The following is a 21,754-nucleotide window of genomic DNA, read 5'->3' as shown; positions in this document are numbered from 1 at the left end:
TTAGCCACCTTGGATCGGTGACAGTAATTCAATGCTATCGCCTTCGTTAAGTAAGGTAGTATCACATTGACTACGCGGTATAAATTGACCATTAAGCGCCACTGCAAAAGGCTCTTTTGCTGCAAACTGCGTCAAACCTTGGGCTATATTGGCGTTATCTGCTAACTCAAAATGTTGACCATTAATTGTTATTTTCATACTTACTTTCATAATAAGCCTTATTTTATCCGTGCAATGGCATCGGCCACTAAACTCGGTGCGAGTAAATAACCATGACGATATAAGCCATTAATGCTGATCACATTTTGCTGCTGGGAAATCTGCGGGCGATTATCACTAAATGCAGGACGCAGGCCGGTTTGAATATTCAACACTCGCGCCTCAGCAAAACCACTGTGTACTGTGTACGCTGCTGACAACAACTCAAGAGTCGAACGCACAGTGGCAGCCCCCTTATCTTGTGATTCAATTTCTGTCGCGCCAATTACGTATTGATGATTTGGCTTCGGAGCAATATAAATAGGATAACGCGGGTGCATTAACCGCACTGGCCGCGTTAAATTAACCTCAGGGGCGTACAAACGCACTACTTCACCACGCACTCCGCGTAGCTTACACGCTGCGCTTTTAGCGCCAAGGCCACGGCAATCAATAATATAATCAAACGATTGCTGTAGATTTAGCGATGTTACATCAACCTGTTGTGCAAACTTAAAGCTCACATTACGCTGCTTTAGAGTGTTAAAACTAGCTTGATAAAAAGCCTGATTATCAATTTGCCCTTCGCAAGGTAAATACACACCTTGGTTAAAACGCCCTGTAAGCTCTGGCTCTAATTCAGCAATATGTGCCCCTGTTAACTGATGTCCTTGATGTTCAGCTAAAGGCTTTAAACGCAGTATAAAACTTTGTAAGTCACCTTTATCTTGCTGGTGTGCAACCACAAGTGTGCCTTGCTGTTGGAAAAACACCGCTTCATCAAGTTGCGCTAAAATTCTCGGCCAACGCTTTATTGAATCCAGCCCCATCAAGGCCAAGTCTTGCTCGCAGAATACAGATTCAGCCAGTGGTGCAAGCATCGCCGCTGCCACTCTTCCTGCACTATCAAGCGCTTGTTCGTCACCCGCTTCATAAACAGTTACCCGATGCTGTAAACTCAACTCAAGCGCCGTTAAACGCCCCGTTAAACCAAACCCCACCACCGCAATATTGTAAGACATGAGAATCCTTAATTCAGTTTTCTAGCTACAAGAGTAAAGTTAGCGAGCTTTTCACTCGCCAACTCTCTAACTCGCTAACTAGTTTTTAAACCGCTTTATGATAAATCTCTGAGCCGCTTTGTTTAAATTCGGCTGATTTAGCTTGCATCTCGGCTTCAACATCGACCATTTTGATCTCAATAGCATCACCTACGTTGTTAGGATCTATGCCTCTGGCTTCTAGATCTTTAGCGTATTCTCTTACTTCTTGGGTGATTTTCATTGAGCAGAATTTTGGCCCACACATAGAGCAAAAATGCGCTACTTTGCCAGATTCTTGTGGCAGTGTTTCGTCATGGTATTCACGAGCACGAACAGGGTCTAAACCAATATTAAATTGGTCATGCCAGCGGAACTCAAAACGCGCTTTTGATAACGCATTATCACGCTCTTGCGCTCCGGGATGACCTTTGGCTAAATCGGCGGCATGAGCGGCAATTTTATAGGTGATCAGCCCTTCTTTAACGTCTTCTTTATTTGGTAAACCTAAATGCTCTTTTGGTGTGACATAACACAGCATTGCACAGCCATACCATGCAATTTGCGCCGCCCCAATACCAGAGGTGATATGGTCATAGCCTGGGGCGATGTCAGTTGTCAGCGGGCCAAGGGTGTAAAAAGGTGCTTCGTCGCAATGCTTAAGCTGCTCTTCCATATTAGCTTTGATCATATGCATTGGCACATGCCCTGGGCCTTCAATAAACACTTGTACATCGTGTTTCCACGCGATTTTGGTCAGCTCACCTAACGTACGCAGTTCACTAAATTGCGCGTCATCGTTGGCATCTGCAATTGAACCAGGACGCAGGCCATCTCCTAATGAGAAACACACATCGTACTGTTTCAAAATCTCACAAATATCTTCAAAATGAGTATAAAGGAAGTTTTCTTTATGATGCGCTAAACACCATTTCGCCATAATTGAACCGCCGCGCGACACAATCCCAGTGACACGTTTTGCCGTCATTGGAACGTAGCGTAATAACACCCCCGCGTGAATAGTAAAGTAATCCACACCCTGCTCGGCTTGTTCAATTAGAGTATCGCGGAAAATTTCCCACGTTAGATCTTCGGCAACCCCATTTACTTTTTCAAGCGCTTGATAAATAGGCACTGTACCAATTGGCACTGGTGAGTTACGTACTACCCATTCACGAGTTTCATGAATATAACGACCCGTTGATAAATCCATAACTGTGTCAGCGCCCCAGCGGGTTGACCAGACCATTTTTTCAACTTCTTCTTCAATAGATGAGCTAACTGATGAGTTGCCAATATTAGCGTTCACTTTCACTAAAAAATTGCGCCCTACAATCATCGGCTCGGTTTCTGGGTGATTAATGTTGTTAGGTAAAATCGCACGACCACGGGCAATTTCATCACGCACAAATTCAGGAGTAATAAACTCAGGGATACTCGCACCAAACGACTCGCCTTGGTGCTGCTGTGCTAATAACTCTTTTTGAAGTTGCGCACGGCCCATGTTTTCACGAATTGCGACATATTCCATTTCCGGTGTGATAATACCTTGGCGAGCATAATGCATTTGCGTGACATTTTTACCGGCTTTAGCGCGGCGAATTTTTGGGAGATGCTCAAAACGAATATGATCAAGGCCTTCATCGGCCATGCGTTGCTGAGAAAACTGCGAGCTGACTGAGCCTAAAATTTCAGTATCTCTACGGCTTTCAATCCACTGTTCGCGGTACTTATCCAGCCCTTTACGAACATCTAGAGTAAAATCAGGATCTGTGTATGGGCCTGACGTATCATAAACACGCAGTGGTGCATTTGATTCGTACACTGGGTTTTCATCGGTGCCACCGATAAAGGTATCACTCAAAGTAATTTCACGCATACCAACACGCACATTATCTTGCGTACCTTGTACATAAACTTTGTGTGAGCTTGGAAATGGTTGCCCAGTAAGGTTATAAATATAATCTGATGCAGCCGCACGAGTTTCGCGGCGAGACGGTTTATTTGATGTGTTTGACATGACTTACCTCATTGCTAAAAGGGTTGTCTTGTCAGATACTGCTGTGCGATAAAAAGCAACGCAATAGAGAGTAGCAAATGCTACATGGATCGTAGATTGGTGTTACAAAAAAGCACTACCAACCTTGGCAGCCACAGTGCTTATGCCCAAAACTGGCGCACAAGCACCCGTTTTAGGCAGCTTGTTCCCTACGCAGGTGTTAGCCTGATCAGGTTCACGGATCCCGCTTTCGCGATCTCAGCCTTTAAGTTAAAAACTCAAGGCACTCCGACAAGTAAAATTCTATATATTGTTCGCTAACGAGTGTACGTTAGATATTGCAAGCCTGCAAGAGATCAACTTGCGGGAATAAACGCAAATGTTTGCTCGCCATTTAAAACCAATTGCTGATCTTGAATTTGCAGTGGCACACCTTGCTTTAACGCATTTAAAAACTGCAGTTCAAACTCGTCCAACTCATCTCCGCATGATTTACGGGTCATACCTAATTTATTCACCGTTAAATGATTATCATCAAGTTGACCTTCACCAAAAAATTTATTACAACCAGCAAAACCATTGACTTGCAGAGCTTCAATAAAACTTAATGATGCTGAATATGATGCAGGGATTGCTAAACCATCAACCCGTGATAGTTGCCACTTAGTGTATTTTAATTGCTCACTGGTGACTGTCCCTGTCGATGAGCAGCCAATACATAAACCGATTATAAGCATCGGGATTGCTGCTAATTTCATGTAATTACTAACCTAAAACTCAATTGCAACATGATAACAATAAATAACAGTTTATACCGTTAATAATGCATGTTTTTAATGTAAAAAAATGTTCTAAGATAGTAAAAAAGGTGGCACCGGAAAATTACTCAGACTTAAATAGTAGATCAACTTGCTCGGGCAAAAATGGCCGACCTAGATCATTCACCGCGGTGCCAATCACCAGTGCCTTTAACATCACTTTTTCATCATGCTTTCGTACCACGGTTTGTCGAAAGCCAAACTTTAAGCGACTAATACGCTCAGGCTCTACAGCAACATAAAACTCATCGCCGGGCATTAGTGATTGCTTGTAATCCATCTCGCTACGCATTACGACTAAATTAATTTTATCGCGAGTAAGCTGAGCAAAATCAACCCCATTCGCATGCAAAAACTCATGGCGCGCATGCTCTAGGTAATTAAAATACACACTATTATTTACAATGCCTTGTAAATCGCATTCGTAGTCGCGTACTTTAAAGTCAACTTTAAAGGTCATATTTGTATTCCTTATTATGTATACTGTGCGCGTTTATAGCACATAAATATAACTGGTATCACGACTTTAATGAGAATAGTTGCTATCATGCAAGTCCTTAAAATGGAGTTAAGTAATAGAATGAAACTACGCCTGTCTTTAATTACTGCCGCGCTTTTACCTTTGATAAGCGCCCCAGCTTTTGCTGAAGATACTGATCTTGAAAAAATACTCGTCACCGGAGACTTTCAAAAAGAAAGCATTCAAACCCTTAGTGCCAGTGCCAGTTTATTTAGCGAACGCGAAATTAATGACCGAGGCGCTAGTTTTCTAGACGAAATGCTTGCCAGTGCTGCCAACGTAAATTTTACCGCTGGTGCTTCTCGTGGCCGTTACATCCAAATTCGTGGGGTTGGTTTACGCTCACAATTTGTTGACCCTATTAACCCTTCTGTTGGCTTAGTGATTGATGGCATTAATTATTCAGGGTTAGGTGGTAGTTCATTACTGTTTGATGTTAACCAAGTTGAGATTTATCGCGGTCCGCAAGGTACTCGCTTTGGTGCTGATGGTATGGCTGGTATGATCCAAATGGAATCAGCCGATCCAACTTTTGATCCAAGCGTCAAAGTGCAGCTAGGCGCAGGTAACTACAACAGTTATGAAGCCGGTGTTGCCGCAGGTATTGGTATTACAGACAGCACCGCAGTGCGCGCTAGTATTTATCAACGTGAGTCTGATGGTTATGTTGATAACCTATATTTAAACGAGTCAACACAACAGCAAGATGAACTGGTTAGTCGTTTTAAACTACACAGCCAACTTACAGATCACCTTCGCACAGAATTAAGCGTTCATTATATTGATATCAATAACGGCTATGATGCATTTACGCTTGATAATAGCCGTAATAGTGTAGCCGATAACCCAGGCCAAGATAACCAAGAAAGTATCGCGATAGGTCTTGCCAACATCTACACTGGCTTTGATTGGTTTGATGTCAGTTTAAACTTATCAGGTATTGATAGTGATTTAGTTTATAGCTTTGATGAAGACTGGGTATGTAACGATATTAATAAGCCGCAGTTATGCGGTGCAGGACTGCACCCCGATGGTTATAGCTACGAAGACGCTTATTATCGTGATCGCAAAGATAAAACCGCTGAATTACAATTCAATGGCAAGTCTCGCGATTGGGTGGCTGGAATTTATTACCAAGGAAAAGACGTAGATCTTGACCGCCAGCGTCGAAAGTTTTCTGACCATGAAGCTTTTAACTCAACTTATGAAGTGAGCAATGTAGCGGTATATGGTCAATTAGCTACAGTCATCAATCCAAAAACAACATTAATTACCGGTTTGCGTGTTGAGCAATACCAAGGGGATTATACTGATAGTAACGGATTTATTGTTGACACTGATGATGTGATGGTCGGTGGTAAACTTGCACTAGAGTATCAAGTGATTGACCGTACCATGATTTATACCAGCCTGACTCGTGGTTACAAAGCCGGTGGAATTAACTCAGAAGCGCTCGCAAAAGCAAAAGAATTCGAGCTTGGCGCCGACTTTTTTAAACAACACACAACCTTTGAACCTGAGTATTTATGGAATGGTGAATTTGGCGTTAAAGGTAGCTCGTTAGATGAAAAATTCATCCTACGCTTAGCAGCTTTTTATATGTACCGTGAAGATATGCAATTAAAGTCATGGTTAGTAGAGGATCAAAACTTCACTAGTTACTTTGATAATGCTGGCTCAGGTGAAAACTACGGCCTTGAAATTGAAGGCAGTTATCAGTTAACTGATAACTTGTTTTTCACCGGTAGTGTTGGTTACTTAGATACTAAGATAAACGATTATGTTGCCAGAACAAGCCTCTACTCCCCCCCATTAGATCAAGATGGTCGCGAGCAATCACAAGCGCCTAAATACCAGTATGCATTCACGGCTCGCTATAACTTTACTGATGAGTTATTTGCTACAATCGGCATTGAAGGTAAAGATAATTATTACTTCTCAGATAGCCACAACTCGCAGGCACCGAACATTAATTTAGTTAATTTAACTGCTGGTTACGAGGCTGAGCAATGGTCAATTCGCGCTTGGGCACGTAACGTGTTTGATGAAGAAGTACCTACACGTGGTTTTGAATTTGGTAACGACCCACGCGAAGGGTATGCAACTCACACATACACTCAGCTTGGCGAACCAATGGTTGCCGGCGTCACATTTATCTACGAGTTATAAAAACGAGTTTCAAGGGATAAGTTAAAAGGTAAAAGCTAGATTACTTTTACCTTTTCTTAACCTTGAATCTTGAGCCTTTTAAGCCCTACCTACATCAAACGCGATGACTTCTTTTATGGTGTTTTTTTGCGTTGCTAACATCACTAACCTATCAACCCCTAATGCTACTCCTGCGCATTGTGGTAAACCATGCTCAAGAGCGGCGATTAAACGGGTGTCCATAGGCACTTGTGTTAAGTTATTCGCTTTGCGGTATGCGTTATCTTCAGTAAAACGTTTAGCTTGCTCCTGTGCATTGGTGAGCTCATTAAAACCATTCGCCAGCTCCATGTTCTGATAATAAAGCTCAAACCGCCCAGCGACTCTAATATCATGCTCACAAATACTCGCCAGTGCGGCTTGCGATGCAGGAAAATGATAAATAAAACAAGGTTTTTGTTGGCCAATTGTTGGCTCAACTTTCATACAAAATAATAATTGTAGTAACGTATCACGGTGGGTTTCATGCTTAGCGATATCAGCAAACCCCTGTTCACAGGCAAGTGTTTGTAACTGTTCAATAGTGGCACTGAGCGGATCAAGTCCTAATGCTTTGGTAAAAGCATCTTGATAGGTTAAACGCTCTGCAGGTGGAACATTTAAGATAAGCTGCATTAATTCATCAATTTCATCCATCAGCGCAAACTCATCAAACCCAGGGCGATACCATTCCAACATAGTAAACTCAGGATTATGATGGCTGCCCGCCTCTTCGTTACGAAATGCCTTACAAATTTGGTAAATAGCACCACTGCCGGCTGCCAATAATCGCTTCATGGCAAATTCTGGTGATGTTTGTAAGTAAAGCGGTAAGCCTTTAGCGAAACCGGGGCCAATAAACTGCGTTTTAAAACTCGCTAAATGAACATCAGTAACACTCGCTGCACTTAAACTAGGCGTATCAACTTCCATAACGTGGCGTTGGTAAAAGAATTCCCGAATAGTGCGTAAAATTGCGGCTCGTTGTGCCAAAGTATTTACTTGTGCGCTTGGTTGCCAAAGATCTGCTGACATATTTTCTCCAAAAAAAATCCCAGCTTAAGCTGGGATTTATTAAGCTATATTAAAGTTACTTAACACGGCTTACATATTCGCCGTTACGGGTGTCGACTTTAATTACTTCACCGATTTGTACGAATAATGGTACACGCACAACAGCACCAGTACTTAGCGTTGCTGGCTTACCACCAGTACCTGCTGTGTCGCCTTTAAGACCAGGATCTGTTTCAGTGATCTCAAGCTCTACAAAGTTAGGTGGTGCAACAGCTATTGGATTGCCGTTCCACAAAGTAATAGTACATACATCATTTTCAACTAACCATTTACCAGCATCGCCAAGCGCTTTTTCATCAGCTGCGATTTGTTCAAATGTTTCGTTATTCATGAAATGCCAAAATTCACCATCAGTGTAAAGATACGCAAGATCGGTATCCATTACATCAGCACCCTCTACTGACTCACCTGATTTAAAAGTTTTTTCAAGTACTTTGCCAGAGATAAGTTTACGAATACGAACACGGTTAAACGCTTGGCCTTTACCAGGTTTTACCATTTCATTTTCTAAAATACTGCAAGGCTCGCCGTCCATCATAATTTTTAGGCCGCCCTTGAACTCGTTGGTGCTATAATTCGCCATCGTTTCCTCTATCTAATAATTTCGAGTAATCTACCTACCAATGATACAAAGAAATGAAGCAAATTTGCATATAAACTGGCAAAAAGAATTAGCTAATGTTGTTACTTGCCCAAGCACCTTGCTAGAAATGCTAGGTTTATCAAGCATGGCCGACGAAAAAGACCTCAAAGCACGAGCTCTTTTTCCGGTACGTGTGCCTGTGCCTTTTATCAAAAAAATGCGTTATGGCGATATTAATGACCCATTATTGCTGCAAGTCATGCCGCGCCACCAAGAGTTTATCGCTAAAACAGGTTTTGATAAAGATCCATTAAAAGAGCAAAACAACGCTCAACCAGGATTATTACACAAATATAAATCCCGAGTTTTAGTGATGTTTAAAACTGGTTGCGCCGTTAATTGCCGTTATTGCTTTCGTCGCCATTTTCCATACCAAGAAAATCAGCTAAATAAACGCAGCTTAATTGCAGCGCTCGATTACATAAAATCGGATGCTAATATTAACGAGGTGATTTTAAGTGGTGGTGATCCGTTAATGGCCAAAGACGACGCAATTAGTTGGTTTATGGATGAGCTTGAACAATTACCACAAATTAAACGAATGCGAATTCATAGCCGCCTACCGGTGGTGATCCCATCTCGCGTTACTGACCAACTGTGCGAACGTTTTGCAAAGTCTCCACTTAAAATTGTGTTTATTAATCACATTAACCATGGCAACGAGATTGATGATGATTTTAAAGTGGCAATGCAAAAACTCAAAAAGGTAGGTGTCACATTGCTCAATCAAGCGGTGCTATTAAAAGATGTAAATGATACCAGCGAAGCGCAAGTCGCATTAAGCGAAGCGTTATTTGATGCCGACGTACTGCCTTATTATCTATATTTACTTGATAAAGTTGAAGGAGCGAGTCATTTTGATATCGACGAATCACAGGCACGCAAAATAATGGCAGAAATGCTTATCGCATTGCCAGGATTTTTAGTACCAAAGCTGATGCGCGAAATCGGCGGTCAAAAAAGTAAAACGCCGATTGACCTCAAGCTTTTATAAACACAAGGCTTAAACGTATACGTTAACGTTATTACCAAGCGAAGCTGTAACTGATTTTGCTGGCGTTTGCGCAGCGCTCGAACTAGCGGCACCTTCAATGAGTGCCAGTGCTGCTGCACCATCCGCTTTTTGCTGTTTTTTTGCCAATGCTGCGCTGTATACTTCGCCACTTTGACCCGCGCCACTCATGGCCGGTAGATTTCCACCTGATATATTCATAGCTCATACCTGACTTTTTAGTTTATTACCCGTATTATATCGGCATTGCGGTCTAAAGCTTTAGGAAAAAAATGGATTCAATTATTGAACAACTCAATGCCAACTTAAAAATTGTTTATCGTCAGTCACTTGACGCAGATAAAAAATTAGATGAGTTGCAACAACAAGGCTTAGGTAAATTTACAGCGTTATTTCCTGCCGATGCTGGTTTTACCTTTGAAGCAAAGCGCTTCAAACCTTATGTGTTAGATGTAGCTGCAGATGTAGAAAGCTTAAGTTCAGAAGGTTTTAGTGAAGAAAAGCTAAAAACCACTGTTATTAAATTACAACAGTTACTGCAATTACTCGCAACGTTCAAGTAACTAAAAAAGCGCTAACATTAAACTGTAGCGCTTTTTACTCTTAATTTAGCTTGGGGTGACAACTGGCAGTAATTCTTTATCAAACCAATCAGTGATCAAACGTTTTTCATAGTAAAACTGTTCATCACGGCCCATTTTAATTTTATCCATAAAGCCCATATCTTTTAATTCGACTTTATCGCTTTGACAAATCACGTTACCGTCTTTATCAGTAACCGAATATTGAAACTCAATGCGTGGAAAATAAATTGGTTTTACAATACGTAAATCATTCATACCGCCAAAGCGTACATCACCGGCTAAATCCAGCTCAGTCACTTCAACATTAAACTTATATCCTTCGGGCAACTTTTCTGCCAGTTTATTAAAGTGCTTTTCGAAACTGCTCGCTACATGTTTATGGTATGAGCCTTTAGGTTCATTTGAAGGACGTACATCACGGTAGTCATTGAAGTCTTGCCATTTAACGACAGCTTCTCCTGCTTGAGCAAATACCGGCAGCATAACTAACATAGCCATCGCTACTTTTTTAAATGTATTCATTGTCTATCTCCAAAATGCCCGTGGGCTAATGTAGTTGAAATAATAGCATTAACAACTTAACTATAGCTTAATACTATTCACCATCATTGTTATCATTTACGTAAAACATGTAACCAGACACCAGTTAACTATGATTAATTGATACCGTAACATCATGGAGCAACAAAAAGATCAGATAAAGCATGTATTGAAGTGCTATTTATGATGAAATTACAACTATACACCTTCACCTTATATATGGAGATTTCATGACAATTTTAGTAACAGGTGGCGCGGGATACATAGGCTCACACACTGTTGTTGAATTATTACAACAAGATAATGATGTTGTTATCATTGATAATTTAAGCAACTCGAGTGTGGAATCACTTGAGCGTGTAAAAAAAATCACTGGTAAAACTGTGCACTTTTATCAAGGTGACATCCTTGATAAAACATTTTTGGCCAGCGTGTTTGCAAAACATACAATTGAGAGTGTTATTCATTTTGCCGGTTTAAAGGCTGTCGGTGAATCAATGGTGAAACCCATTGAGTATTACCAAAATAACGTGCAAGGTACGCTGACTCTCGTTGATGCTATGCGCGATGCAGGTGTGTTTAAACTCGTATTTAGCTCATCGGCAACAGTATATGGTGATCCAGCAAGCCTGCCAATTCAAGAAGATTTCCCGGTAGGTGGCACTACTAATCCGTACGGCACATCAAAACTGATGGTTGAAATGATGTTACAAGACATCGCTAAATCAGATGAGCGCTTTGCATTTGCAATTTTGCGTTACTTTAATCCCGTAGGTGCGCACGAGTCAGGCCTAATTGGTGAAGATCCCAATGGTATTCCAAACAACTTATTACCTTACATCGCGCAAGTGGCAGTGGGTAAATTAAAGCAGCTGGGTATCTTCGGCGATGACTATGATACGGTTGATGGTACTGGTGTGCGTGATTACATCCATGTTGTTGACTTAGCGCTTGGTCATTTAAAGGCACTTAATAAAATAAACCAAGATACCGGTGCCCATGTTTACAATCTTGGCACCGGTAATGGTTATTCGGTGCTACAAATGCTCAACGCATTTAGCAAAGCCTGTGGTAAAGATATTCCGTATCAGGTATCACCTCGTCGCCCAGGTGATATTGCAGCTTGTTATGCTGCGCCTGAAAAAGCCCTTAGTGAACTTGATTGGCAAGCAGAGCGTGGTATCGATGTGATGATGCAAGATACGTGGCGTTGGCAAAGTAATAACCCAAATGGGTATAAATAGCTAAACTTAAACCAGCTTCAATAAGCTGGTTTTTTTATATTTTTTGAAATAAAAAGTCTCGTTTACCACTCTTTTACAGTATCTATATTTAATCACCTATAAAAAATGCAACCAACCTATACTCGTTTCAGTATTCATTCACTGCTAATTATTAGCTTATCGCTATTGGGTCTTAGTCTCTTATTAGGAGCAGGGGTAAATAATGTGCATGCTATTTTCAATTTTTATCAATTAGCCAATGTAATCCCTGAAACTGGGCAATCAATACTCGCAGGAGTGGCTTTTTTAGTAACCGCTTTATTTATTATTTTAAGTTTAAAACAATCACGTTTTCAGACCCCTGCTTTTGTTAGCCTGATCACTATTGCCGTTATACCGCTTGTTACCTTATTAAGTGAAAGCCGCTGGATGACTGACTTAGGTGGCTTCCCAATTATAGGCTCTGGGCAAGGTATAATTAAGTACACTGCACTTGTTTCTCTCGCTATTTACCTTTATAAACCGCAGCGCTTGTCGGCTCAAGGCATGGCAATTTTGAATTTCTTTCCTGTTGCATTAGTGCTTATTTGGATTGGTGGTATGAAATTTTACGAGTTTGAAGCAAATGGAATTATATCACTGGTATCAACCTCTATTTTTATGTCTTGGTTATATACCTTATTTTCAGTGCAAACAGCGTCTAATCTAATTGGTGCGTACGACATCTTTTTTGCTTTAGCACTCGCTCTGGCTATCATTAAAAAGCATCCATTAGCCATTTATGTTGCGGCTCTTGGCTGCAGTGCCGTATTTTTAATGACGCAGACATTTTTATTCTCAGCTGAAGGAGCTTTTGACAGCTCAACACTACTTGCAAGATTAGGCCTTTTTGTTATTAAAGACTTATGGTTTATCGCAAATTTACTGGTAATTGTTAGCTTTGCAAAAAAGAGTCTTAATTAACTACCATTTCAATAACATATTTAATAATGTGTATTGTAAGATCTAAAAAGCGCTATCACTTAACCAATCGTGGTAGCGCCTTATAAATATATACTTTTATATTTTGAGTTTAAATACACATCACTACAACCTGTTTACGTCTGTGCCCATTGCCTTAATAAATTATGATACACGCCAGTTAACCTAACAATCTCAGGGCTATCGCTGACTTTTTCGCGCAAGCTTTGAATCGACATATCCAACTCAAATAGCAAACCACGCTTTTCATCGCTATTAACCATGCTCTGCAACCAAAAAAATGAAGCTAAACGTCGCCCCCGAGTTACGGGAGTGACTTTATGTAAACTGGTTGATGGATACAACACCATACTACCTGCAGGGAGTTTTACTGTGTGAGAGCCATAAGTATCTTCAATAACGAGTTCGCCACCATCATAGTCTTCTGGTTCGCTCAAAAATAACGTCATTGATAAATCCGTACGAATTTTCACTGGTGTGCCAGGTACTTGTCGAATCGCATTATCAACATGAATACCAAACGATTGGCCACCTTGGTAACAGTTAAATAAAGGTGGAAAAATTTTTGCAGGCAACGCCCCTGACATAAATAGATCACTGCGAGCCAGAGCCCCCATAACTATATCACCAAGCTCTTTGGCTGCAGCGCTTTGCTCAGGTAATTGTAAGTTATTTTTGGTCTTCGTTGATTGATAACCTGCGGTAACACTGCCATCAGTCCATTGCGCGGCCAATAAAACATTACGGCAATAAGCGACTTCATCAGCACTAAGCAAGTCTGGTATTTTTAATAGCATGGAAGTTCCCAAATCTTAAAAAAACAGGCTAATAAGCATTAACCTGTTTAATAAGCTTTAACCTATTCAACAAACATTAATTTGTAATTAGAAAGAATAACTAGCCGTTAGTGTAAAATAACGACCTTGACCAGGAATAAAGTGTCCGCCACCTAGTTTATCTTCATAATCTTCATCCGTTAAATTCTCACCATTAAACTGAATGCTTAACTGCTCAGTTGCTTGATAAGAAAGCATCATATCGAACAAAACATAACTGTCGGCTTTACGACTGGTCGCTGAATTACCATTATAACGCTCACCAATATATTGTGCGCCAAAACCTGCAGCTATCGCGTCGCTAAAGTCATATCGAGCCCAAACACTGTAGCTATTTTTAGGTGCTCGAGCCAAGTTATGCCCAACATCACCATCAACCGTAGATTCAGTAACTTCGCTATCTTGATAGCTATAAGAACCGATGATACTTAATTCATCGGTGATAATACCTGTTGCAGACAACTCTAAACCTTGCACTCGTTGCTCACCATCAAGCACTTCAACACCACGCTGATCACTATTAGGATCATCCACGCGCGCATTAGTTTTAACCGTTCTAAAAATAGCGGCACTGGTCATCAACTTATCATCAAGTAAATTCCATTTAGTGCCTAACTCATAGCTTTGGCTCTTCTCCGGATCTAACTCACTTGAATTACCACGAGTAGATACTGCAATGCCTTCAGCCGATGGGTTATACGAGTTACCTGCACCAAAGTAAATGCTGCTATTTTGACTTGGCTTATATACAGCAGATGCGTTCCAACTAGTCATGGTATCGCTAGTTGAGATCGTTAATGCTGGATCCTTGTAATCATACTGATAATCGCTATCGTACTGCTCTGAACGTAAACCCGCAGTTAATTGCCAATATTCATTAAATGTAATTGTATCAAATGCATAAATTGCACGGGTTTTAGCAACCGCTTCAGTACTAGTGCCATCACGACCATACTGACCAGTGTAAGGTAAATAAGCATCTGGGTTGTATAAGTCATTCAGCGCTGGTTCGTTCTTTAAATTATCAGCTACCAATGCAGTCACATTCCAACGGCTAAATGTCTCGTTAGTTAATTCAACACCAGTAACCACATTATGTTTTACACCAGCAAAATAGTACTCACCAACTAAATCAAGTTGCAGTGTAGCCAATTCATTGCGCGTATCGCGATTTTTAACGTCGCTCATTCTGATATCAGTTGTTGTTTTTACATCAATAAAACGCGGCGCTGTCACTGTATCTTTTCGCTCTACACGACCAATGCGACCTTGGGCACGTAGCGTGGTTGTTTGCGACAAGTCATACTCGTACTTTGCAGTTGTTGAATACGCTTCGATATCTTCAAAATCACGATATACGTTACCGTAAAAATTAGTGAAATTCACCGGTGGCGCTGCATTTTCGCTACCAGCAAGTTCAGCAACAGGGCTAGAACCAACCCACGGAATACCGTAATCAGACATATTATCTTGATTCTGATAATCAGCATTAAGATTAAAACGGCTATTGGTTCCTAAACCAGTCGCAAACGAAACCGCGACTGCTTGTTTTTCTTTTTCAACATGATCACGCCCAGCAACATCCCCTTTATCAACCAGTAAATTGACACGTAGCGCTGATGTTTCAGCCACTTTAAAGTTACTATCTATTTGCGCGCGGTAATCACTCTCTGTGCCTAAACGCAGCGAAGCATCATTAAATTCATCCAACGTCGCCGTTTTTGTAGTTAAGTTAATACTACCGCCCGTTGAACCTCGACCTGTTGTCGCTGAGCTTGGGCCTTTTGCAACTTCGATTTGCTCAACGTTATAAGTATCACGGTCGTACCCGGCAATATCACGAATACCATCGATAAAAATATCATTGGCAGCACTAAAACCACGAATAGATAAACTGTCACCAGCTGGCGCACCGCCTTCACCCGCCGCCAATGAAATACCCGAAACATTACGTAACGCATCTTGCAAACTATCTACATTTCTATCTTTCATCACAGCTTTGTTAATAACCGTTATTGATTTTGCAGTATCAACCAACGGCTGGGTGTTCTTTATTGATGATGATTTTTCAACTTTATAGCTTTGTTCCGATTGCGTTTTTGCTTTGGTTACTGATAGCTCTTGTATATTTTCAGCTCCTTGAGCAGACGCCCAAGTTGATAAAGTTGCGGTAACAAAAGCAGCCAGCGGTTTTATATAAGTTCGGCGTTTATTAGTCATTTTACCCATTTTAGCTCCATTAGCAGGGAACTTGCTAACACGTTGTTTTTGTAGCAAGTCATTTAAGCACGTTGATTTAAGTTCGGCGGAATCCTAGCACTGAGTAATATTAATGTAAATGCGAAATGTTATCACTTGTATTATTTTATCAATCATTGTACTATTTTTCACACTTTTAAACTTACGTAACGCGACTGTAAATGCACAGTAAACTTGGGGGCATGAGTGGCGTAAAAAATTAAGTTTAAGCGCTTAAAAATCAAGGTTTTTTAATTTTATAAAGTTAAAGCCAGAGCTTGGCTTTGTACTGTAAATGGTTATTACTTTTAGGGCATTACTTAGCATATGCAACGTTTTATAAAATCTGTTGGGGCAGTTATTTTACTAAGCTCATTCTCAAGCTTAGCTGATCCGGTTAGCGAACTTGAAAACCTCGTTAATCAGTGGTTACAAATAGAACAACAAACTAGTGAGTTAGAAACACATTGGCTAGAAAAAAAAACCTCGATGCAACAAACATTAATCTTACTTGATGCAGAGCAAGCACAACTCAAACAGCTAAACCAAAATCGTCAAAAGAACACCTCTGAGCTGGCAGAAAAGCGCACTGCGCTAATTCAACAACAAAGCCAGCTTGAGACCGATGAAAACGCGCTCAATAGTCAATTAATCCAGCTCAGCCAGCAATTGCGCTCACTGCAAGTACAATTACCTCCCCCATTACTGGCGAGCTGGCAAAGTATTGGCGATCTAGATAACGAAAGCCTAGATGCGAATGAAAAGCTACAAATTGCTTTAAAAATGCTTGGCCAATTGGCTGATTTTCAAAACCGAATTTCAATTCATGAAATGGCAATCAGTAATAGTGAAGGTAAAGAAATATGGGTAAAACAGCTTTATTTGGGTGCCGCACAAGCATGGTTTGTTAGTAATGATTTAAGTTATGCGGGCATTGGCTTCCCTTCTGAGTTAGGTTGGCAATGGCAATTTGATACTGAGATTGATGGCGAGCAAATTGCCCACGGTATCGCTGTACAAGAAAAAAAACAAGCAGCTCACTGGCTTACCTTGCCTGTATTTAGCTATGCAGCTAAGGAGCTGACGCCATGAAACGATTCTGTACTTTTTGGTTTGTTACACTACTGAGTTTTAGCCAAGTAGTAACAGCCGCGACTGCGGATGCTGCCAAACAACAATTGCTAACGGATATTAAAACGGCGCAGAGCGTTTTAAATAAAGCACAACAGCGGATTGCCAAACAGCAAACCACTATGGCACAACAGATATTTGAAAAACAGCAAGCACTTAAAAAAGAGCGTGAGCAAGCGACACTCAATCGCCGTTTAGCTGATGAAGACACATTGAGTTTAACCCAGCTACAAACACGCTTAGATAGCTGGCAACAACAACAGCAATATCGGCTAAATTTACTCAACCGATTTACTCGTCAATACGCTCAGCAAGCGCAAAGTAAAAACGATCAACAAGCACTTTTGAATGATGTAGTCGCGGTGATAGAGCAGCAAACTGCGGCATTATACCCAGAGTTTAAAAAGCAAAATATAGTATTGAAAAATGGCGAACTGACCGCAGCTACAACATTACAAGTAGGTCCCGTGGCTTGGTTTAGTGTTGCACAGCCAAAACTAACCGGCCTGCTTTCATCAGCAGCTAACGTTGCAGTACCAAAAGTAGCTATAGTTCAATCAAGTGATGAGAATAACCCATTTGATATTGCTTACTCACAAGTAAATACAAACTCAGCTAAGGTCGCAGCTTCTTTAACATTTGATCCAAGTTTAACCCGCTTAGTTGCCAGTCAAGCGCAACAAGAAGGTGCAGTTGAACATCTTGAAAAAGGTGGCTTATGGGCAATCCCTATTATTTTATTTGCATGTTTTGCATTATTAATTGCGCTATTCAAGGCATATCAATTATTTAGCCTTAGTAAGATCAAAGCTGTCTCGACGCTGACTTTACAAACTGCGTTTAATCAACCTGAGCAACACAGCTTCAGCGGAATGCAAGCAACGCTGTTTCAACTCTCTGTTGATAGCAACATAGGACAAATAAGAGATGACCAGTTATTTAATCAGCTGATGCATAATAAACACAAGCTTGATAACTACATTGGCGCAATCGCGATCACAGCATCGGTAGCACCGCTACTGGGCTTATTGGGCACAGTCAGTGGCATGATTGAAACATTCAAAATGATGACGTTATTTGGCTCAGGCGATCCAGAAGTGGTATCTGGTGGTATTGCCCAAGCTTTGATCACTACCGAGCTTGGCCTCGTTGTTGCCATACCAGCATTAGTACTCAATGCGCTACTATCGCGTAAAGCTAAAGCCTATTACACCCAACTTGAAGCGTTCGCACTGCAACTTAGTCAACTTGAGGTGAAAAATGTTTGAGCAACTGTTCGATAATTTTATCTGCTGGCTTATCATCCTATTAGCGCTATTTGTTTATCAGCTCATTTGGCACGATATCCTGCATTTAAAACAATATAAACTGCAACGCCAAGGTTACTGGCACGATGTCAGCTCTATTTTGACCGCTGCGCTGCCATTACTTGGTTTATTAGGCACCATTATTGGTTTACTCGATACATTTAAAGTGATGTCGCAAGGCGAAAACGAATTAATGAGCGAAGCGATAAGTAATGCTCTACTCACTACACAACTGGGGTTAGTCTGCGCAATTCCTGCATGGCTGATGCAAGCTTACTTGCTGTACGTAACACGTAACAGTGCTATCCAACAGCAAGCGAGCTAAGCCAATGCAAGCACGTTTAAAACAACGCCTAGAACAACAGTCTGCGCATCATATTGATATGTCACCACTATTAGATGTGGTATTTATACTATTGATTTTCTTTATTGTAACCACCGTTTTCGTTCGCGAAAGTGGGGTCGAGGTTGATAAACCGCAAGCCGTCTCAGCAAGCAGATTAAAGCAACAAGTTATTTTTCTTGCCATAACTGATAGCCAGCAGGTTTACTTTGACGGTAGCCAAATTGGCGTGGCCGGTGTGCGCAGCAGCGTAGAGCAAATGCTAAAACAACAGCAAAGACCGGTAGTGATCCAAGCTGATAAAACCGTACCAACCGAGCTATTAGTAAAGGTAATAGACGAAGCAAAACTTGCTGGTGCAGCAACCGTTAACTTAGCGACCCAGCAATAATATGCAAAATAATATACTCGCATCACAACCTGCAATAGCTAATAAACGTCATCCGTTTTTTGCTTTTATGTTGAGCCTAACGGTACTTGCATGCGCGTTAGTTCTACTTTGGCTTGGGCAAATTGCTGAGCACGCTATCAACGACAAAGTTATCGTTCGGGAAGTTGCTTTAGTGCCACTGCCTCCACCTCCGCCACCAACCGTGACGCAATCAGCTGTGACAGAGCCGATGCAAAGCCTCATTGTCGAAGGTGCGGGTGTAACTATTCAAGCCATTAATATAAAAATTGAAAGTAAAATTTCGCTTAGTAAACCAACCCTTGCAAATATGCCAATTGCGACTCCTGAATTTCAATCTATCGACGTTAATTGGGATGCCTTTAGCTTAAATCAACTAGATGGTTTACCCACGCTACTCACTCCCGTAAAAGCAGTATTACCTAAAAAGTTAACTCGCCAAGGTGTGAGTACCTTCATCGTGAAGCTCGATGTTTTTATCGATGAAAATGGCCGATTAAGCTTAATTGATGTTATACAAAACCCGTACCCTGAGCTAAAGCCTGAAATAGATAAGATCATTAAGCAAAGTCGGTTTAGTTCACCAAAAAAAGACGGTGAAATAGTGAGAGCCAGATTTATTTGGCCCATTGAATTTAAACCTTAGTAAAGCCAGTATTTAAGTGAAAATACAATGAAAAGATTAACAACAAAAAAATGGTTAACGTGTTTAGCTATCGTGCCATTAACCTTTTATATGACTGCCAGCCAAGCAACCTCATTGCAGGTAAAACTACAGCCAAGCGATCCACACTGGCAGTTGCTGATCAATAATAATTTACTGAGCCCAACAGATATAAAAATCGAAGCTAATGAACGCAGCTTCGCCCAGCAACTAAAACCACTATTACAACAAGGTAACTACCAAGCTGTTGCTGATCTATTTACACAACGTGAATTAGGTAACGATAGCCCTGCGTTACAACTTTTACGTGGCCAAGTTTTGTTAACCTTAAAACAGTTTGCAGGAACTGAGCAGGCGTTAAAGGCAAGTTTATCAAGCATGCCAGATTTAGTTAAAGCTCATCAAGGTTTAAGTCTGCTCTATATGCAGCAAGGTAATTATCAACAAGCACAGCCACATCTAACCCGCTGTATTGAACTTGGCCAAGCTGATGCGCAAGTCTATGCGCAACTTGCCTATATTCATGTACAAGCTGAGCAACCTTGGAGCGCAATTGCAGCTTATCGTCAGGCATTAATGCTTGAGCCACAGCAAGCACAATATCAACAAGGGTTACTATTTTCACTAATTGCTGCCGGCGATCTAGGTCAAGCCCAAGCTCTGCTAAAAGAGCTATTAAATGCATCCCCTAACAATCCAGAGCTTTGGCTACAACGTGCACAAATTGCCTTACAACAAGACAACAATAAACAAGCTTTGGCAAGTATTGAAGTAGCTTTAAAGCTGGCACCTAGCAATGCAAGTAATCAATTACTTGCAGCACAACTTCATCTTACACAAGGTAGCTACTCACGCTCTGTTGAATTGTTAAGTAATGCATTAGCAAGCACTCAGCCACCTCAAATAGCAGAAGCTAGCGAGATTAGTATGCAAACCCTAAATTGGCTTATCGCACAAAAAAAATGGCAGCTAGCCAAGCAGCTCGTTTCGCAACTAAACCCTTTTATAAATAAGTTATCAAAACAATCCCGCGCAGAGTTTTCAGTTTATACCGCTCAGCTAGCAATTGAGCAAGGTAACTTTAAACAAGCTCAAAAGAGTTTACATAAAGCATTAACAATCGACCCAAATCTTGGCGATGCACTGTTAAGCCTGGCAAATATCTATCAGCAACAAAACCAACTGACACAAGCAAGGTTAATGTATGTACGAGCACAAGCTTTACCTGAGTACCAACTCTCTGCATGGTTAGGCCTCGCGCAAATTGAAATTGAAAATAAAAACTACAAAGAAGCATTAAGCCAGCTTAAAAAAGCACTTAACGCCAACCCACAAAGGCAAGACTTACTCACCAACATTCGCGCTCTTGAAGGACTGATCCAACGAGAAGGTTAATAGTTAATAGATTTATACCAATCGTGTTAAGTTACTGACCATTTATAGCGACAGATAAATACAGTGATAACAAGGCGTAAGTTTCGACATGTAGTTGTTATACTTGAATAAATTATAACGCAGTTAGCACTTTATTTAGCTCGCTAGAATGGTTAAATATTTAAGTCGATTGGTATTACACCAAGCCCAGCACAACGTTGGGCTTTTTATTGTCTAGTTTATAGTTTCTTCTTATGTCGTTAGCGAGTTGGGTGATTTTATAGAGAGTGCGGGTTTGTCTGTGATACCAGTCTGCATAAAGATTAAGTCAATTTGATCCAGTCTCTAGAGCATATGCTTTTAACCGTATCAGGATCAGGAATGAATTTATTCCACGCTTGCGAAACCTGTTCGACTATTTCTTCATAACCACTAAACACACGATTAGATAAACAGTGTTGCCGTATCCAACTCCATTGTTAAGGTTGTTTGAAACCCATTTATTGACACTGCCGCGCGCTGTATTTAGGCGCTTAGCAATATTCGTTCTGTTTTCACCCTCAAAGAATAATGAAACAGCAAGCAGGCGTATGCGCTTTCTTGCATTAGGCTCTTTACGTGATAAAGCTAAAA

22 protein-coding genes, 1 pseudogene and 1 riboswitch are annotated in these 21,754 nt (G+C 40.9%); of the genes and pseudogenes, 11 read left to right on the top strand and 12 right to left on the bottom strand.

What is annotated here, in order from left to right:
- The 5 genes from thiS to H5201_RS19375 form a co-directional block, all read right to left on the bottom strand.
- On the bottom strand, positions 1-198 hold the full coding sequence (gene thiS, locus H5201_RS19395) for a sulfur carrier protein ThiS (protein ID WP_145234634.1): 198 nt from the start codon (positions 196-198) through the stop codon (positions 1-3).
- 20 nt (positions 199-218) lie between these two features.
- Positions 219-1,220, bottom strand: coding sequence for an FAD-dependent oxidoreductase (locus tag H5201_RS19390; protein WP_182785220.1), 1,002 nt, complete (start codon positions 1,218-1,220; stop codon positions 219-221).
- 85 nt (positions 1,221-1,305) lie between these two features.
- Positions 1,306-3,258: a phosphomethylpyrimidine synthase ThiC gene (thiC, locus tag H5201_RS19385; protein WP_220497188.1), complete on the bottom strand. Its 1,953-nt coding sequence runs from the start codon at positions 3,256-3,258 to the stop codon at positions 1,306-1,308.
- A gap of 168 nt (positions 3,259-3,426) precedes the next feature.
- Positions 3,427-3,538, bottom strand: a riboswitch (TPP riboswitch).
- 55 nt (positions 3,539-3,593) lie between these two features.
- On the bottom strand, positions 3,594-3,995 hold the full coding sequence (locus H5201_RS19380; protein ID WP_310736442.1) for an META domain-containing protein: 402 nt from the start codon (positions 3,993-3,995) through the stop codon (positions 3,594-3,596).
- Between the two features lie 124 nt (positions 3,996-4,119).
- The gene (locus H5201_RS19375) at positions 4,120-4,515 is read right to left on the bottom strand and encodes a thioesterase family protein (protein ID WP_182718354.1); all 396 of its coding nucleotides are present in this window, start codon (positions 4,513-4,515) and stop codon (positions 4,120-4,122) included.
- A gap of 120 nt (positions 4,516-4,635) precedes the next feature.
- On the opposite strand from H5201_RS19375, the gene H5201_RS19370 reads away from it, so the two are divergent.
- Positions 4,636-6,744, top strand: a complete 2,109-nt coding sequence (locus H5201_RS19370) for a TonB-dependent receptor (RefSeq protein ID WP_182785222.1) — start codon at positions 4,636-4,638, stop codon at positions 6,742-6,744.
- Positions 6,745-6,822: 78 nt separating this feature from the next.
- On the opposite strand, the gene epmA is transcribed toward H5201_RS19370, so the two are convergent.
- Both epmA and efp read right to left on the bottom strand, forming a co-directional pair.
- Positions 6,823-7,797 (bottom strand): elongation factor P--(R)-beta-lysine ligase, encoded by a 975-nt coding sequence (epmA, locus tag H5201_RS19365; protein WP_145234622.1) that lies wholly within the window; start codon positions 7,795-7,797, stop codon positions 6,823-6,825.
- 55 nt (positions 7,798-7,852) lie between these two features.
- Positions 7,853-8,419, bottom strand: coding sequence for an elongation factor P (gene efp / locus H5201_RS19360; RefSeq protein WP_145234620.1), 567 nt, complete (start codon positions 8,417-8,419; stop codon positions 7,853-7,855).
- Positions 8,420-8,459: 40 nt separating this feature from the next.
- Here efp and epmB point away from each other — a divergent pair, with 40 nt between their 5' ends.
- Positions 8,460-9,473, top strand: coding sequence for an EF-P beta-lysylation protein EpmB (epmB, locus tag H5201_RS19355; RefSeq protein WP_149983254.1), 1,014 nt, complete (start codon positions 8,460-8,462; stop codon positions 9,471-9,473).
- Positions 9,474-9,482: 9 nt separating this feature from the next.
- Here epmB and H5201_RS19350 read toward each other — a convergent pair whose 3' ends face one another.
- The gene (locus H5201_RS19350) at positions 9,483-9,692 is read right to left on the bottom strand and encodes a hypothetical protein (RefSeq protein WP_145234615.1); all 210 of its coding nucleotides are present in this window, start codon (positions 9,690-9,692) and stop codon (positions 9,483-9,485) included.
- Between the two features lie 71 nt (positions 9,693-9,763).
- Between H5201_RS19350 and H5201_RS19345 the strand changes: the two genes are divergently transcribed.
- The gene (locus H5201_RS19345; protein WP_145234613.1) at positions 9,764-10,054 is read left to right on the top strand and encodes a prephenate dehydrogenase; all 291 of its coding nucleotides are present in this window, start codon (positions 9,764-9,766) and stop codon (positions 10,052-10,054) included.
- A 45-nt stretch (positions 10,055-10,099) separates the two neighbouring features.
- Here H5201_RS19345 and H5201_RS19340 read toward each other — a convergent pair whose 3' ends face one another.
- Entirely contained in the window at positions 10,100-10,597 is a 498-nt protein-coding gene (locus H5201_RS19340; protein WP_182718355.1) for a DUF3016 domain-containing protein, read from the bottom strand.
- A gap of 248 nt (positions 10,598-10,845) precedes the next feature.
- Here H5201_RS19340 and galE point away from each other — a divergent pair, with 248 nt between their 5' ends.
- A complete protein-coding gene (galE, locus tag H5201_RS19335) occupies positions 10,846-11,859 on the top strand; it encodes a UDP-glucose 4-epimerase GalE (RefSeq protein WP_149983256.1) in 1,014 nt (337 codons plus the stop codon).
- A gap of 204 nt (positions 11,860-12,063) precedes the next feature.
- Complete coding sequence (locus H5201_RS19330; protein ID WP_310736612.1) at positions 12,064-12,801, top strand: DUF417 family protein; 738 nt, start codon at positions 12,064-12,066, stop codon at positions 12,799-12,801.
- A gap of 134 nt (positions 12,802-12,935) precedes the next feature.
- On the opposite strand, the gene H5201_RS19325 is transcribed toward H5201_RS19330, so the two are convergent.
- Both H5201_RS19325 and H5201_RS19320 read right to left on the bottom strand, forming a co-directional pair.
- Positions 12,936-13,616, bottom strand: coding sequence for a Fe2+-dependent dioxygenase (locus H5201_RS19325; protein ID WP_149983258.1), 681 nt, complete (start codon positions 13,614-13,616; stop codon positions 12,936-12,938).
- An 87-nt stretch (positions 13,617-13,703) separates the two neighbouring features.
- A complete protein-coding gene (locus H5201_RS19320; RefSeq protein WP_182718357.1) occupies positions 13,704-15,884 on the bottom strand; it encodes a TonB-dependent siderophore receptor in 2,181 nt (726 codons plus the stop codon).
- Between the two features lie 336 nt (positions 15,885-16,220).
- On the opposite strand from H5201_RS19320, the gene H5201_RS19315 reads away from it, so the two are divergent.
- Genes H5201_RS19315 through H5201_RS19290 form a run of 6 tightly spaced genes read left to right on the top strand, consistent with a single transcriptional unit; the run spans position 16,221 to position 21,142 of the window.
- Positions 16,221-16,985: a DUF3450 family protein gene (locus H5201_RS19315; protein ID WP_182718358.1), complete on the top strand. Its 765-nt coding sequence runs from the start codon at positions 16,221-16,223 to the stop codon at positions 16,983-16,985.
- Positions 16,982-18,292, top strand: a complete 1,311-nt coding sequence (locus H5201_RS19310; protein WP_149983260.1) for a MotA/TolQ/ExbB proton channel family protein — start codon at positions 16,982-16,984, stop codon at positions 18,290-18,292. The genes H5201_RS19315 and H5201_RS19310 overlap by 4 nt, the downstream gene beginning before the upstream one ends.
- Positions 18,285-18,656, top strand: coding sequence for a MotA/TolQ/ExbB proton channel family protein (locus H5201_RS19305; protein ID WP_145234597.1), 372 nt, complete (start codon positions 18,285-18,287; stop codon positions 18,654-18,656). Before H5201_RS19310 ends, H5201_RS19305 begins: the two co-directional genes overlap by 8 nt.
- A gap of 4 nt (positions 18,657-18,660) precedes the next feature.
- On the top strand, positions 18,661-19,065 hold the full coding sequence (locus tag H5201_RS19300; RefSeq protein ID WP_182718359.1) for a biopolymer transporter ExbD: 405 nt from the start codon (positions 18,661-18,663) through the stop codon (positions 19,063-19,065).
- Between the two features lies 1 nt (position 19,066).
- Positions 19,067-19,729: a hypothetical protein gene (locus H5201_RS19295; protein ID WP_182718360.1), complete on the top strand. Its 663-nt coding sequence runs from the start codon at positions 19,067-19,069 to the stop codon at positions 19,727-19,729.
- 27 nt (positions 19,730-19,756) lie between these two features.
- The gene (locus tag H5201_RS19290; protein ID WP_182785219.1) at positions 19,757-21,142 is read left to right on the top strand and encodes a tetratricopeptide repeat protein; all 1,386 of its coding nucleotides are present in this window, start codon (positions 19,757-19,759) and stop codon (positions 21,140-21,142) included.
- A gap of 394 nt (positions 21,143-21,536) precedes the next feature.
- Here the strand turns inward: H5201_RS19290 and H5201_RS22990 are convergent.
- A pseudogene (locus H5201_RS22990) lies at positions 21,537-21,754 on the bottom strand (helix-turn-helix domain-containing protein); the annotation flags it as partial.

Source organism: Pseudoalteromonas sp. SG43-6, from assembly GCF_014164365.1.
Classification (GTDB): Bacteria; Pseudomonadota; Gammaproteobacteria; order Enterobacterales; family Alteromonadaceae; genus Pseudoalteromonas; species Pseudoalteromonas rhizosphaerae.
This window is presented reverse-complemented; position numbering and strand designations above follow the sequence as displayed.

Excerpts from the sequence above, each read along its gene's own strand:
- thiS (WP_145234634.1), bottom strand. The coding sequence starts at position 198 with ATGAAAATAACAATTAATGGTCAACATTTTGAGTTAGCAGATAACGCC.
- H5201_RS19390 (WP_182785220.1), bottom strand. The coding sequence starts at position 1,220 with ATGTCTTACAATATTGCGGTGGTGGGGTTTGGTTTAACGGGGCGTTTA.
- thiC (WP_220497188.1), bottom strand. The coding sequence starts at position 3,258 with ATGTCAAACACATCAAATAAACCGTCTCGCCGCGAAACTCGTGCGGCT.
- H5201_RS19380 (WP_310736442.1), bottom strand. The coding sequence starts at position 3,995 with ATGAAATTAGCAGCAATCCCGATGCTTATAATCGGTTTATGTATTGGC.
- H5201_RS19375 (WP_182718354.1), bottom strand. The coding sequence starts at position 4,515 with ATGACCTTTAAAGTTGACTTTAAAGTACGCGACTACGAATGCGATTTA.
- H5201_RS19370 (WP_182785222.1), top strand. The coding sequence starts at position 4,636 with ATGAAACTACGCCTGTCTTTAATTACTGCCGCGCTTTTACCTTTGATA.
- epmA (WP_145234622.1), bottom strand. The coding sequence starts at position 7,797 with ATGTCAGCAGATCTTTGGCAACCAAGCGCACAAGTAAATACTTTGGCA.
- efp (WP_145234620.1), bottom strand. The coding sequence starts at position 8,419 with ATGGCGAATTATAGCACCAACGAGTTCAAGGGCGGCCTAAAAATTATG.
- epmB (WP_149983254.1), top strand. The coding sequence starts at position 8,460 with ATGATACAAAGAAATGAAGCAAATTTGCATATAAACTGGCAAAAAGAA.
- H5201_RS19350 (WP_145234615.1), bottom strand. The coding sequence starts at position 9,692 with ATGAATATATCAGGTGGAAATCTACCGGCCATGAGTGGCGCGGGTCAA.
- H5201_RS19345 (WP_145234613.1), top strand. The coding sequence starts at position 9,764 with ATGGATTCAATTATTGAACAACTCAATGCCAACTTAAAAATTGTTTAT.
- H5201_RS19340 (WP_182718355.1), bottom strand. The coding sequence starts at position 10,597 with ATGAATACATTTAAAAAAGTAGCGATGGCTATGTTAGTTATGCTGCCG.
- galE (WP_149983256.1), top strand. The coding sequence starts at position 10,846 with ATGACAATTTTAGTAACAGGTGGCGCGGGATACATAGGCTCACACACT.
- H5201_RS19325 (WP_149983258.1), bottom strand. The coding sequence starts at position 13,616 with ATGCTATTAAAAATACCAGACTTGCTTAGTGCTGATGAAGTCGCTTAT.
- H5201_RS19320 (WP_182718357.1), bottom strand. The coding sequence starts at position 15,884 with ATGGGTAAAATGACTAATAAACGCCGAACTTATATAAAACCGCTGGCT.
- H5201_RS19315 (WP_182718358.1), top strand. The coding sequence starts at position 16,221 with ATGCAACGTTTTATAAAATCTGTTGGGGCAGTTATTTTACTAAGCTCA.
- H5201_RS19310 (WP_149983260.1), top strand. The coding sequence starts at position 16,982 with ATGAAACGATTCTGTACTTTTTGGTTTGTTACACTACTGAGTTTTAGC.
- H5201_RS19305 (WP_145234597.1), top strand. The coding sequence starts at position 18,285 with ATGTTTGAGCAACTGTTCGATAATTTTATCTGCTGGCTTATCATCCTA.
- H5201_RS19300 (WP_182718359.1), top strand. The coding sequence starts at position 18,661 with ATGCAAGCACGTTTAAAACAACGCCTAGAACAACAGTCTGCGCATCAT.
- H5201_RS19295 (WP_182718360.1), top strand. The coding sequence starts at position 19,067 with ATGCAAAATAATATACTCGCATCACAACCTGCAATAGCTAATAAACGT.
- H5201_RS19290 (WP_182785219.1), top strand. The coding sequence starts at position 19,757 with ATGAAAAGATTAACAACAAAAAAATGGTTAACGTGTTTAGCTATCGTG.